Annotated in this window: 9 protein-coding genes; 6 read left to right on the forward strand and 3 right to left on the reverse strand. The window is 72.2% G+C overall.

Going from position 1 to position 12,203, the window contains the following annotated elements; translation table 11 throughout:
- The first annotated feature begins 87 nt into the window (after window positions 1-87).
- From AB0M63_RS19940 to AB0M63_RS19955, 4 genes are all read left to right on the forward strand, one after another.
- The gene (locus tag AB0M63_RS19940; RefSeq protein ID WP_366020265.1) at window positions 88-1,671 is read left to right on the forward strand and encodes an alkaline phosphatase D family protein; all 1,584 of its coding nucleotides are present in this window, start codon (window positions 88-90) and stop codon (window positions 1,669-1,671) included.
- 141 nt (window positions 1,672-1,812) lie between these two features.
- On the forward strand, window positions 1,813-3,216 hold the full coding sequence (locus tag AB0M63_RS19945; RefSeq protein WP_366020266.1) for an SWIM zinc finger family protein: 1,404 nt from the start codon (window positions 1,813-1,815) through the stop codon (window positions 3,214-3,216).
- Entirely contained in the window at window positions 3,213-5,876 is a 2,664-nt protein-coding gene (locus AB0M63_RS19950; RefSeq protein ID WP_366020267.1) for a DUF6493 family protein, read from the forward strand. Before AB0M63_RS19945 ends, AB0M63_RS19950 begins: the two co-directional genes overlap by 4 nt.
- Window positions 5,877-6,056: 180 nt before the next feature.
- The gene (locus AB0M63_RS19955; protein ID WP_355904494.1) at window positions 6,057-7,472 is read left to right on the forward strand and encodes a GNAT family N-acetyltransferase; all 1,416 of its coding nucleotides are present in this window, start codon (window positions 6,057-6,059) and stop codon (window positions 7,470-7,472) included.
- Here AB0M63_RS19955 and AB0M63_RS19960 read toward each other — a convergent pair.
- Complete coding sequence (locus AB0M63_RS19960; protein WP_366020268.1) at window positions 7,441-8,712, reverse strand: PLP-dependent transferase; 1,272 nt, start codon at window positions 8,710-8,712, stop codon at window positions 7,441-7,443. The genes AB0M63_RS19955 and AB0M63_RS19960 overlap by 32 nt on opposite strands.
- A gap of 60 nt (window positions 8,713-8,772) precedes the next feature.
- Here AB0M63_RS19960 and AB0M63_RS19965 point away from each other — a divergent pair, with 60 nt between their 5' ends.
- Both AB0M63_RS19965 and AB0M63_RS19970 read left to right on the forward strand, forming a co-directional pair.
- On the forward strand, window positions 8,773-9,267 hold the full coding sequence (locus tag AB0M63_RS19965) for an Lrp/AsnC family transcriptional regulator (RefSeq protein WP_366020269.1): 495 nt from the start codon (window positions 8,773-8,775) through the stop codon (window positions 9,265-9,267).
- 44 nt (window positions 9,268-9,311) lie between these two features.
- On the forward strand, window positions 9,312-11,003 hold the full coding sequence (locus AB0M63_RS19970; RefSeq protein WP_366020270.1) for a DUF885 domain-containing protein: 1,692 nt from the start codon (window positions 9,312-9,314) through the stop codon (window positions 11,001-11,003).
- Window positions 11,004-11,037: 34 nt separating this feature from the next.
- Here the strand turns inward: AB0M63_RS19970 and AB0M63_RS19975 are convergent, their stop codons facing one another.
- Window positions 11,038-11,556 (reverse strand): immunity 21 family protein, encoded by a 519-nt coding sequence (locus tag AB0M63_RS19975; RefSeq protein WP_355904206.1) that lies wholly within the window; start codon window positions 11,554-11,556, stop codon window positions 11,038-11,040.
- A 116-nt stretch (window positions 11,557-11,672) separates the two neighbouring features.
- Window positions 11,673-12,152 (reverse strand): rhodanese-like domain-containing protein, encoded by a 480-nt coding sequence (locus AB0M63_RS19980; RefSeq protein ID WP_366020271.1) that lies wholly within the window; start codon window positions 12,150-12,152, stop codon window positions 11,673-11,675.
- Window positions 12,153-12,203 lie beyond the last annotated feature (51 nt).

Below are 12,203 nucleotides of genomic sequence, written 5' to 3' on the forward strand. Positions count from 1 at the left end.
TCATCCGTGGTTTCCGTGTGCGCTGCGGCGCACCAGTAGTTGTGGCAGTGCACCCTGACCGCATCCCGTCCGTGGAGGCGCATCCTCATGTCGCATCGCCTGTTCCCCGCCCGCCGCAGCGTCCTGCGCGGCTCCCTCGCCGCGTCGGCGGCCCTGACCGTGCCCGCCGCCCTCGGGGCCGCGCCGGCCTTCGCCCTGTCCGGGCGTCCTAAGGCGGGCTGGGGTGTGCAGGCGGGGGACGTGACCTCCGACTCCGGCCTGGTGTGGGTGCGTTCGGACCGCCCCGCCCGGATGATCGTGGAGACCTCGGCCACCGAGTCGTTCCGCGACCCGCACCGCTGGCACGGCCCGCTGCTCGGCCCGGACACGGACTTCACCGGCACCACCCGGCTGCACGGGCTGCCCTCGGGACAGCAGATCCACTACCGCGTGGTGCTCGCCGACCCCGACGACCCGCGCCGTACCGGCGAGCCGGTCACCGGCACGTTCCGTACGGTGCCGACCGGGCGGCGCGGTGTGCGGTTCCTGTGGTCCGGCGACCTCGCGGGCCAGGGCTGGGGCATCAACCCGGACCTCGGCGGTTACCGCATCTACGACGCGATGGCCAAGCTGGACCCGGACTTCTTCGTGTGCAGCGGCGACAACATCTACGCCGACGGTCCGATCACGGCGACGCAGGCCCTGCCCGACGGCAGCCTGTACCGGAACATCACCACCGAGGAGAAGTCCAAGGTCGCCGAGACCCTCGCCGAGTTCCGCGGCAACTTCCGCTACAACCTGCTCGACGAGAACCTGAAGCGGTTCAACGCCCAGGTCCCGTCGGTCATCCAGTGGGACGACCACGAGGTCCGCAACAACTGGTACCCGGGCGAGGTGATCGCCGCCTCCGACACCCGCTACACCGAGAAGAGCGTCGACGCCCTGGCGGTGCGGGCCCGGCGCGCGTTCAGCGAGTACTTCCCGATCTCGACGCTGCGGCCGGGCGCGAAGGAGGGCCGGGTCCAGCGTGTGATGCGGCACGGACCGCTGCTCGACGTGTTCGTCCTGGACATGCGGACCTACCGCAACGCCAACTCGCCCGACAAACAGACCGTGGACCCGCAGGGCATCCTCGGCCACGAGCAACTGGAGTGGCTGAAGCGGGAGTTGTCACGGTCCCGCGCGGTGTGGAAGGTGATCGCCGCCGACATGCCGCTCGGCCTGGTCGTGCCCGACGCCACCGAGGGCAAGGCCAACATCGAGGCCGTCGCACAGGGCGACCCGGGCGCGCCGCTGGGGCGTGAGCTGCAGATCGCCGAGCTGCTGCGGTACATCAAGCACCGGCGGATCACTGGCACGGTGTGGCTGACGGCGGACGTGCACCACACCTCCGCCCAGCACTACCAGCCCTCTCGGGCCGCGTTCACCGACTTCGAGCCGTTCTGGGAGTTCGTCTCCGGCCCGCTGAACGCGGGGGCCTTCCCGGCCAGCACCCTCGACAACACCTTCGGTCCGGAGCGGGTGTTCGTGAAGGCGCCGACCGCGCAGAACGTGTCACCGGCCGAGGGCTACCAGTTCTTCGGCGAGGTCGACATCGACGGCCACAGCGGGGAACTGACGGTCCGTCTGCGGGAGTCGGACGGCACCGTGCTGTTCACGCAGACCCTTCAGCCGGGACGGGTCGGCCAGTAACTCCACTACCCTCGGACGTGGGCCGCGCACCGGCGTCATCCCCCGGTGCGCGGCGTGCCCCAGACCACCCCAACCTCCCCTCGCGGACCGTGTTTTCGCAGGTCAGGGCCGATTGTCAGTGGTGGCCTCTACGGTTTTTCCATGACGCGATCTTTGCAGGCCGTGACCTATCGCCGACCCTCCGTGCTGGAGTCGGCGGCGGGTGAGCGGCGCCTCGGGCTCGAGACCTCCCACGGCGCGACCCCTTCGGGCCGCACCGATCATCCGCGTTTCTTCGCGGGCTTCCTGACCTCGCCTCAGGTGGCCTCGGCCGCGCTGCTGGCGGTGGCCGACGTGGCGTCAGCGCGGTACTACCAGCGCCAGCTGCCCTCCTCTCTCGACCCGGTGGTGACGGCGGGCGGCGACCGGCTGCGCTTCGAGTCCTTCTCGGGCTGCGGCGGGGTGTACGCGCGACTGGACGTCCTGGGCCCCGGCCTCGACGGCGACGAGGTGGGACACGGCACGACGAACGTCGACGTGAACAACCCGCTGCGCGAGGCCCTGTCCCGGATCGGCTCCGACGATCCGCTCCATCTCCGCGTCGGGCCCGAGGAGTTGGCGGTGACCACGCTGGACGGCCCGGTGGTGGAGAAGAAGGTGCCGCTGCCGGACCGGTGGCTGCGCGGCTTCGCGGAGGCCCAGGTCATAGCGGCCGGCTTCGACCTGCGGGCCGAGCTGCCCGCGGCGGAGGCGGTGCGGTTCCTGCGCTCGCTGCCGAAGGCGGGCGCTCGCGGCGCCGCCAGCGGCCCGCGCTGGGTCGTACCGGCGGGGCGCGGTCTGCGTCCGACCACCCGCCCCGTGCCGGGCGCGGTGTGCCTGCCGGGCCCGGAGCGGCTGATCGCACTCCAGCGGGTCCTGCGCCATGCGACGGCCCTGCGGATCTACGGCCCCTCGGTCATCGGCGCCGCCGCCACGGCCGGTGCCTGGGAGGCCGTCCTGCCGGGCATGCGGCTCACCCTCACCCTGTCGCCGGACGCGTCGCGCGGATTCTCCGGCGAGGGCGGGGTCCTGGACGCGCTCGCCACCGACGAGGCGGGCGAGGACGCCGAGTTGATCGCCGTGCTGCTGGCCTGGGAGCCCCGCATCGACGTCGCCGACCTGGCCGCCTCTTCGGGGCTCAGTCCCGAGCGGGTCCGGGCCGCGCTGGTCAGGCTGGGCACCTCGGGCCGGGTCGGGTACGACACGGCGGAGGCGGCCTACTTCCACCGTGAACTGCCGTACGACGCGCGGCGCGTGGAGCGTCACAACCCGCGGCTGCGTTCGGCCCGCGCGCTGGTGGCCGCGGGGGCGGTGACTCTGGAGGGCGCGCTCGGGACGGTGACCGCCGAGGACGGGCATGTCCACCGGGTGCGGGACGAGGCGGGGGTACTGAGTTGCAGTTGCGTGTGGTGGGCGAAGTACCGGGGCGGACGCGGGCCGTGCAAGCACGCGCTGGCGGTACGGATGGTGCGGCGGGGCGCCGCCGCGGAGCAGGTCGAGGTGCGGGTCGACGGGGGTGTGCGATGAGTTCGCTGATGGACGCGGTGCGGGCGGGCCGGACGGCCGAGGCGGTCGGACTGCTCGACGGGTTGACGGACACCGAACGGCGGGCGTTCGTGCCGGAGTTGAAGGAACTCCGCAAGGAGCTGCGCAAGGCGCCCTGGGAGGTGAAGTCCCGCCGCGCCTACCCGGCGCTGCACGCGGCCGGCGCCGCCTGCGAGACAGGGGCGGCCGCCGCGGCGACCTGGATCGCCGCCTCCGACATGCGCTGGGGGCAGTCGTCCCCGGCGCTGCTGATCGACATCCTGGGCGACCGCGACACCGACTGGCTCGCCGATGTGACGCACCGCCTCGCCGGGCGCCCGGCCTCGTCGAGCGTGCCGTACGAGCTGATGGCCGGCCTGGTACGGCTCTCCGGCTGCCCGGTGCCGACGACGGACGCCTATGTGCGGGGCTGGGTGGAGCACGTCGGCCACCTGTGGCAGCGCGGGGACACACTGCTCGACCGGCTGCGCAAGGACCCGCACCTCGCGGAGCTGGTGGCCGCGGTCTTCGAGACCGAGGACATCGGCAGCCCGCTGGAGTGGGCCTCGGCGGAGGGGCCGAACAGTTGGGTCGACGCGCTCGCCCAGCTCTCCGCCGAAGGCACCCTGGACAGGAGGCGGACGGTGGACGCGTGCGTGGCCCGGCTGCTGCGGGGCGGTACGACCCTCGACAACCGGGTGTTCCTGCGCCTGCTGAAGGCGCTCGCCCTGACCCGTGAGGAGCAGCGGGAGCGGATCGCCGACTGGCTGGCGCTCGCCTCGGACGGGGTGTCCATGGTGGCCTCGCATGCTCAGGCGGTGCTCGGTTCGCTGGCTCTGGACGGGGAGTTGACGCCGCGTCGGCTCGCGGAGCTGTCGGACGCGGTGTTGTTCCGATCCGAGAAGAAGCTCGTCCGGGCACAGCTCGTGCTGCTGGGGAAGGTGCTGGCGCGCGACGCGTCGGCCGCCGCCGAGGTGCTGCCCGCCCTCGCGCAGGCCTTCGGACACGAGGACGCGGAGGTGCAGGAGCGGGCACTGAAGCTGGTCGAGCGACATGCCAAGAAGATCGGCTCCCCCGACGCGCTGGCCGAACTCGCGGCAGCGGCCGACCAGTTGGTCCCCGCTCTGCGCGCGCGTGCGGTCAAGACGCTGGGTGCCGCGCCGGTGACGGCGGCCTCGACGGTGTACGAGGAGCTGCTCCCACCGGCGCCGGAGCCGGTGCGTCTCTCGCCCACGCCCGAGTCGGCGGTCGAACTCGCCGAGGAGGTGGGGGTGTTGCTGGCGGGCGCGGGCGACGTGACGGCGTTCGAGCGCGTGCTGGACGGACTCGTCCGCCATGCGCACCGGGACCACGCATCGCTGGCGGAGGCGTTGGGACCGGTGGTCGCGCGCCGCTGGTGGGAGCGCACCGATGCCGAGTCCACCCGGCGTCCGGACGACTACTTCAAGGGATCGCACCACAGCTTCGGCAGCACGGAGTCCGCGCTCGAACTCCTGCTGGCCACCGTCCGGGGCAAAGTGCTCACCGCAACGCTCCACGACGGGGCACGCCACAGTCACCGGTCCCGGGAGTGCGGACACAGCGCGTTGTCGCGGGCCTTCGACGCCCGGGTATGGGAGGTGGCGTACCGGCTGCGCGCGGAGCCGCTGCCGTTCCTGCTGTCGACTCCGAGCTGGAGCACGGGCCTGCTGGAGCCGGACGAGTTGGTGGGCCGGCTGGACACCTATCGGCAGTTGGGTGCACGGGTGTCGGCCGCGGACTTCGCGCAGGCGCTGCTGCGGGTGCGCCGCGGGGACCGGGCGGCGGCAGCCGCTGCCGCCGAGCGCGCGGAGGCCCTGGGCACGGCGGAGGGCACCCGGCTCGCCCGCTGGCTGATGTCCGACAGCCCCGCCCTGCCGCTGAGCAAACGACGCGCGTTCGGTCCGCGCGTCCTGCTGGAGTTCGGTGAACTCCTCGATGTGCAGGACGAGTTCCCGGAGCAGTTCCGGACGCTGGGGCGGCCGGTGACCGTCTACGGCGACCACTGGTACTGCTACCACTGGAGCCGGGACATGCAGCGGCACTGGCTCGCGATACTCCCCGAGCGGCGTGAGCTGGTCGCGGCCCGGCTGGTGCGGGACCTGTCCGCCGTCGCCCTGGACGACACCCGTGGCGCCGCCGCCGTACTCCCGTCGCTGGCCGAGTCCGACGGTGCGGCCGGTGAGGCGACGCACCTGTGTGTGGCGTACGGGCTCGGCGCCCGTCACCCCGAGGACCGGCTCGCCGCCGTGGACGCGTTGCTGGTGCTCGCGGCACGTGGGCAGTTGGACGTGGCGCGGCTGGGCACGGATCTCGGGGAGCTGGTGCGCAGCGGGGCCGTGAAGCCGTCGCGGCTCACCGAGTCGGTGCGGACCGGGGCGGCCACCGGAGCGAACGCGACGATTTGGGGGATCCTCCGCCACACCCTGGCCGCGCTGTTGGCCGACCTCGACGGCGAGGCCAGGCCCGCGCGCACCCGTGGGCTCGGGGACCTGCTCGGCGTGGCCGCAGAGTGCGCGGAGCGGTCCGGAGCGCGGGGTGAGCTGCCGCATCTGGCGCAGACGGCGGCCCGGAGCGGTTCGTCCCGACTGGTCACCCAGGCGCGTCGGCTGCGCAGTGCGCTGGTGGAGGAGGTGGCCGCGTGACGTAGGGCGACCGGGCTGACCTCCGGTGCACCGCACTCGTAAAAAGAACAGCAAAAGGTACAGAACCACGCTTTTACCGGTCGGTCACAGAGCGTTCGTGATCACGCAACACCCTTCCTTCACAGTGGTTGCATGAATCGAGACATGTCTGATGTGACGCGCACGAGGCACGGGCGTCCGGTGCACCACTGGCGACGGGACCTGGTGGAGCTGGCGGCGCTGTTCACGGCGGTCGCGGTGGCGGACGTCGTGGCCGATCTGGTGGGGCACGGGCCCGACGGCCCGGGACTGCTGGCGATCTCCGCGCTGGCCCTGGTCGCCACGGCGGGGTTCCACACATGGTGGTCACGCCGCCACGGTCATGCGCCGCCGACGGGCGATACCGGTGCCCGGCCGGCCGCTGACGCGCGGCGGACCGGGCCGTCCGAGGCGCAGTCCCCGTCCGGGACCCATTCCGAGTCCGAGCAGTCGTCCGGGACGCCCGACGCCGTCGCCGCGCCGGCGGCACTGTGGCGGATGCGGACGACCGTGCGGGACGCGCCGGGATCACTGGCGGCCCTGTGCACCGCGTTGGCCGGGCGGCAGGTCGACATCCTCAGCCTGCAGACGCATCCGCTGGCCGAGGGCACGGTGGACGAGTTCCTGCTGCGTGCGCCGGGTGAGGTCGCGGCGTCCGAGATCACCCGGGCGGTGTCGTCGGCCGGCGGTTCGGGCACCTGGATCGAGCGGGCCGACGCCCATGATCTGGTGGACGCGCCGACCCGTGTCCTGGGCCTGGCCACGCGGACGGCCCTGGACGCGGCGGAACTGCCGCTGGCGCTGCGGCAGTTGCTGGGCCGGTGCACCATCCGTTCGCTGCCCGCGACCGTCGCGGGCAAGGGGCGCGAGCCGGAGTCGGTGCCGGTGGAGGGGGCGTTGGAGGAGACGGTCATGCGGCTGCGGGCCCCGGAGGGCGGAGTGATCACGGTGGAGCGGCCGTATCTGCCGTTCACGCCCACCGAGTTCGCCCGGGCACGGGCGCTGGTCGAGCTGGACGCCCGGCTCGGTCCCCGCATCCCGCGCAGCCAGGACGTACTGACGCTGCCCGAGGGCAACGCGATCACCGTACGGCGTGCGGACACCGGCGATCTGGACGCGGCCCGGGACATGCACGAGCGGTGCTCGGCGCGGACGCTCGGCATGCGCTATCACGGCCCTGTCGACGACGCCGACCGCTATCTGAACCACCTGCTCTCCCCGCGCTTCGGCCGGACGCTGGCCGTGCAGACGGCCTCCGGGCGGATCGTCGGGCTCGGGCACCTGCTGTGGGACGGCGACGAGACGGAGGTCGCGCTCCTCGTCGAGGACGACTGGCAACGGCGCGGGATCGGGAGCGAGTTGCTGGGACGCCTGGTGGCGATGGCCGTCGAGGCCGGGTGCGAGAGCGTGTATGCCGTGACTCAGGCGTCCAACACGGGGATGGTCGCGGCGATGCGGGGGCTTGGGCTGCCGCTCGATTACCAGATCGAGGAGGGGACCTTGGTGGTCACCGCTCGACTGGAGGCGGCGGCGAGTTCTGTGGACGTTACGGAGTTCGGGCGGGCCGACGCTCCGTAGAAGCTGCCGCTTTGTTGACAGGTGCGGGTGCTCTGTAGCCAGGTGCGCCCCGCGGCGGAGCCGCATATGAGGACAGCCCCGCGCCCCTTGGGAGGGGCGCGAGCGCCCCATCCAAATCTGCCCACAGGTCCGCTACGTCCTCCAAGCCCACCGACAGCCTCAGCAACCGGTCGCTCACGCCCGCTCCCCTCCTGTCCTCCGCGTCCACCACTCGATGGCTGATCGAGGCCGGATGCTGGATCAGGGTGTCGACACTGCCCAGGCTCACCGCCGGGGTGATTAGGTGGACCCCCGCGATGACCTCGTGGGGGTCGCCGTGGACCTCGAAGGCGATCATCGCGCCGCCGATGCGCGGGTAGTGGACGCGGGCGACGCGTGGGTCCGCGCTGAGGCGGCGCGCGAGTTCGGCGGCGTTCGCGGAGGCGGCTCGCACCCGTACCGGAAGGGTCGCGAGGCCGCGCAGGAGCAGATAGCCGGCCAGTGGATGGAGTACGCCGCCGGTAGCGAAGCGGATCTGCCGCAGTCGCCCGGCGAACTCCTCGTCGCAGGCCACCACTCCCGCCATCACGTCGCCGTGCCCGCCGAGGTACTTGGTGGCGCTGTGCAGGACGAGCCGTGCGCCGTGTTCGGCGGGGCGTTGCAGGACGGGTGTGGCGAAGGTGTTGTCCGCGAGGAGGGGCACCGAGCCGCAGGAGTGGGCGACGGCGCGCAGGTCGAGTTCCGCGAGGGTCGGGTTGGCCGGGGACTCGACCAGCACCAGGCCGGTGTCGGGGCGCAGCGCGTCGGCGATCCCGGCCGGGTCGGTCCAGGTCACCTCGGAGCCGAGCAGCCCGGCGGTGAGGAGGTGGTCGCTGCAGCCGTAGAGGGGTCGTACGGCCACGACGTGTCGCAAGCCGGTCGAGGCGCGGGCCAGCAGGACCGCGGTCAGGGCCGCCATGCCGCTGGCGAACGCCACCGCGCTGTCGGTGCCTTCGAGTCGGGCGAGGGCGGTCTCGAAGCGGGCGACGGTCGGGTTGCCGAGGCGGCCGTAGACGGGCGGTCCTTCGGGTTCGGCGCCGGTGGTGGCGAAGGCGTCGATGCGGGCGGCCTCGCCACGGCTGTCGTACGACGGGTAGGTGGTCGACAGGTCGATGGGCGGGGCGTGCAGGCCCTGCCGGGCGAGGTCGTCACGGCCGGCGTGCACGGCTTCGGTGGCCAGTGCGCGCGGGGCCGGGGAGGGGTGGAGGCTCGCTGAGTCCATGTGCTCAAGGGTGAACAATCACCGGCCGCAGAGGTGCCAAGCCCGTGTTACGTTCGATCGATGAGCGAAACCATCGTACTGGATCCGGTGGACCTCCATCTGCTGCGGTTGTTGCAGAACGACGCCCGGGCTACGTACCGGGATCTCGCCGCGCAGGTCGGGGTCGCTCCGTCGACGTGTCTGGACCGGGTGACGAGGCTGCGCCGGGCCGGTGTGATCCTCGGGCATCAACTGCGGGTCGATCCCGCCAAGTTGGGGCGCGGGCTGGAGGCACTGCTGTCGGTGCAGGTGCGTCCGCACCGGCGGGAGCTGGTGGGGCCGTTCGTCGAGCGGATCCGGGCGCTGCCGGAGTCGCGGACCGTGTTCCATCTGACCGGGCCCGACGACTATCTCGTCCATGTGGCCGTCGCGGACATGGCCGATCTGCAACGACTGGTCATCGACGAGTTCACGTCGCGGCGTGAAGTGGCCCGGGTGGAGACCCGGTTGATCTTCCAGCAGTGGGACTGCGGGCCCCTGCTGCCGCTTGCCACGCCCGTAGCTGAATCGGGGTGATATCGGGGTGACGGCGCCGAGTCCCCCGTATGAGGATGGTCCCCATGTCTCAGACCAACACTCCGCTGCCCCGGCAGGTCGCCGACGCCTATGTCGACGATCTCATCGCCCTCGACCCGGTGACCGGTACGTATCTCGGCGTGAAGGAGAGTTCGAGCCGCCTGCCCGATCTCTCCCCCGCAGGTCAGGAACGACTCGCGGAGCTTCAGCGGGCGACCCTCGCGAAGCTCGACGAGGCGGAGCGCCAACCCGGCGCGAACAGTGACATCGAGCGCCGCTGCGCGCGCCTGCTGCGCGAGCGGCTCACCGCCGAACTCGCCGTGCACGAGGCCGAGGAGGGCCTGCGCACGGTCGGCAACATGCACACGCCCGCGCACTCGGTGCGCGAGGTGTTCACGGTGACACCGACCGGGACCGACGAGGACTGGGCGGCGATCGTCGAGCGGCTGCGCGCGGTACCGACCGCGCTGGCGGGTTACCGCGAGTCCCTCGTGCTGGGCCTGGACCGCAAGCTGTACGCGGGTCCGCGGCCGACGGCCACCTTCATCGGCCAGCTCACGGAGTGGTCGGACACGGACGGCCACGGACGCGGCTGGTTCGAGGACTTCGCCTCGGCGGGCCCCGAGGCGCTGCGCCCCGAGTTGGACGAGGCGGCCCGTGCGGCGACCGCGGCCCTGGTGGAACTGCGGGACTGGCTCCGCGATGTGTACGCGCCGGCCATCGAGGGCGCGCCGAACACGGTGGGCCGGGAGCGGTACGCGCGCTGGTCGCGCTACTTCAACGGTACGGACCTCGATCTCGACGAGGCGTACGCGTACGGCTGGTCCGAGTACCACCGGCTGCTCGCCGAGATGAAGCGGGAGGCCGAGAAGGTCCTGCCCGGCGCGAGCACGCCGTGGGTGGCGCTCGCGCACCTCGACGAGCACGGCCGGCACATCGAGGGCGTCGACGAAGCCCGCGAGTGGCTCCAGGGCCTGATGGACCGGGCGATCGAGCAACTGGACGGCACGCACTTCGAACTCGCCGAGCGGGTGCGGAAGGTGGAGTCGCACATCGCCCCTCCGGGCAGTGCGGCGGCGCCCTACTACACGCCGCCGTCGGAGGACTTCTCGCGCCCGGGCCGCACCTGGCTGCCGACGATGGGCCAGACCCGTTTCCCGGTCTACGACCTCGTCTCGACCTGGTACCACGAGGGCGTCCCCGGCCATCACCTCCAGCTCGCGCAGTGGGCGCATGTCGCCGAGGATCTGTCGCGCTACCAGGCGGCCGTGGGCCAGGTCAGCGCCAACGCGGAGGGCTGGGCGCTGTACGCGGAGCGGCTGATGGACGAGCTGGGCTTCCTGGAGGACGCCGAGCAGCGGCTCGGCTATCTCGACGCGCAGATGATGCGGGCCGCCCGGGTCGTCGTCGACATCGGTATGCACCTGGAGCTGGAGATTCCGGCCGACTCGCCGTTCCATCCCGGTGAGCGGTGGACGCCGGAGTTGGCCGAGGAGTTCTTCGGCGCGCACAGCAGCCGTCCGGCGGACTTCGTGGAGAGCGAACTGACCCGCTACCTGACCATCCCGGGCCAGGCGATCGGCTACAAACTCGGCGAGCGGGCCTGGCTGTTGGGCCGGGAGAACGCGCGGCAGCGGCACGGCGACACCTTCGACCTGAAGGCGTGGCACATGGCCGCGTTGTCGCAGGGTTCACTGGGCCTGGACGACCTGGTGGACGAGTTGTCGCGGCTCTGACGCGGGTGCGACTGCTCCCGGGCGGGGCGTCGGTTCAGTCCGGGAGTCGTCGCAGATGGACGAGGACCAGCCAGGTCTCCGGGCCCGGCTGGGCCCGCCCCTCGCGGACGGCGTAGCGGCCCGGTTCCAGGTCGACCTTCAGATGCTCGGTGCCCTCCGAGTCCCGCCCCGGCCACGCCGAGTCGAAGAGCACCACCGGTCCGGGTACGTCCCACCGCACCTCGTTCTCCCAGGTCGCCGTGGCGAGCGCGGCAGGCACTCCGGCCAGCATGTCGTCCTCGGAGTTCGCGGCACCCCACCGTACGAACGTGCCGTGGTCCGGCAGGAAGCAGGTCGTCGCGGGATCGTCCCCGAGGACCAGGGCCGCGCTGTCCCCCACGGGCAGGAGGCCTACGCAACCGCCGACCTCGCACGCCCGGTCGTAGTCCGAGGCCAGTTCATCGCCGTCGGCTCCCGTCCAGAACGGCAGCACCGTCTCCGGCACCGCTATGAGCGGCCCGCCGCCCGACTCCACCCACTGCACCACCGTGTCCGGTTCCACGTATCGCGCCATGGGCAGAACCTACACGCACAGCGATCCCACAGTTCACCCTTCGGGGTCCGGCGCGTCGGGTTGCCTGCCCATCAACTCCCTTGCTCGGACGGCCGGTTCAGGGTGCGGTCGCGGTTTCAGCAGCCGCAGTCCGCCGCCTCCGCCGGCGCCGTCAACGGATCTGGCACACGCCGTTCACGGCCCTCCCACGTCTCGAACTCGAAACCCTCGCGCACCCAGTACTCGAAGCCCCCGAGCATCTCCTTGACCTGGAAGCCGAGTTCGGCGAGGGCGAGGGCGGCTCGGGTGGCGCCGTTGCAGCCCGGGCCCCAGCAGTACGTGACGACCGGCACGGAGCGGTCGAGGAGTTGCTCGGCCTGTTCGGGGATGAGGGCGGTGGGGAGGTGGAGTGCGCCGGGGACGTGGCCCTGGTCCCAGGACTCGGTGGACCGGGAGTCGAGCACGACGAAACCGGGATCGCCGCCCGTCGCCAGCGCGGCGGCCACATCGGAGACGTCGGCGTGGAAGGCGAGGCTCGCACGGAAGTGGGCGGCCGCTACGGAGGGAGCGGCGGGGGCGACCCGTAGGACAGGGTTGACGGCGGTGGTGCTGCTCATGGTCCGGCCTTTCAGCGAGAGGCTTCTACGGCCAGAAATCTACGGTCGCTG

The sequence above is a fragment of the Streptomyces sp. NPDC051576 genome (genome assembly GCF_040681835.1).
Classification (GTDB): domain Bacteria; phylum Actinomycetota; class Actinomycetes; order Streptomycetales; family Streptomycetaceae; genus Streptomyces.

Excerpts from the sequence above, each read along its gene's own strand:
- AB0M63_RS19940 (WP_366020265.1), top strand. The coding sequence starts at position 88 with ATGTCGCATCGCCTGTTCCCCGCCCGCCGCAGCGTCCTGCGCGGCTCC.
- AB0M63_RS19945 (WP_366020266.1), top strand. The coding sequence starts at position 1,813 with ATGACGCGATCTTTGCAGGCCGTGACCTATCGCCGACCCTCCGTGCTG.
- AB0M63_RS19950 (WP_366020267.1), top strand. The coding sequence starts at position 3,213 with ATGAGTTCGCTGATGGACGCGGTGCGGGCGGGCCGGACGGCCGAGGCG.
- AB0M63_RS19960 (WP_366020268.1), bottom strand. The coding sequence starts at position 8,712 with ATGGACTCAGCGAGCCTCCACCCCTCCCCGGCCCCGCGCGCACTGGCC.
- AB0M63_RS19965 (WP_366020269.1), top strand. The coding sequence starts at position 8,773 with ATGAGCGAAACCATCGTACTGGATCCGGTGGACCTCCATCTGCTGCGG.
- AB0M63_RS19970 (WP_366020270.1), top strand. The coding sequence starts at position 9,312 with ATGTCTCAGACCAACACTCCGCTGCCCCGGCAGGTCGCCGACGCCTAT.
- AB0M63_RS19975 (WP_355904206.1), bottom strand. The coding sequence starts at position 11,556 with ATGGCGCGATACGTGGAACCGGACACGGTGGTGCAGTGGGTGGAGTCG.
- AB0M63_RS19980 (WP_366020271.1), bottom strand. The coding sequence starts at position 12,152 with ATGAGCAGCACCACCGCCGTCAACCCTGTCCTACGGGTCGCCCCCGCC.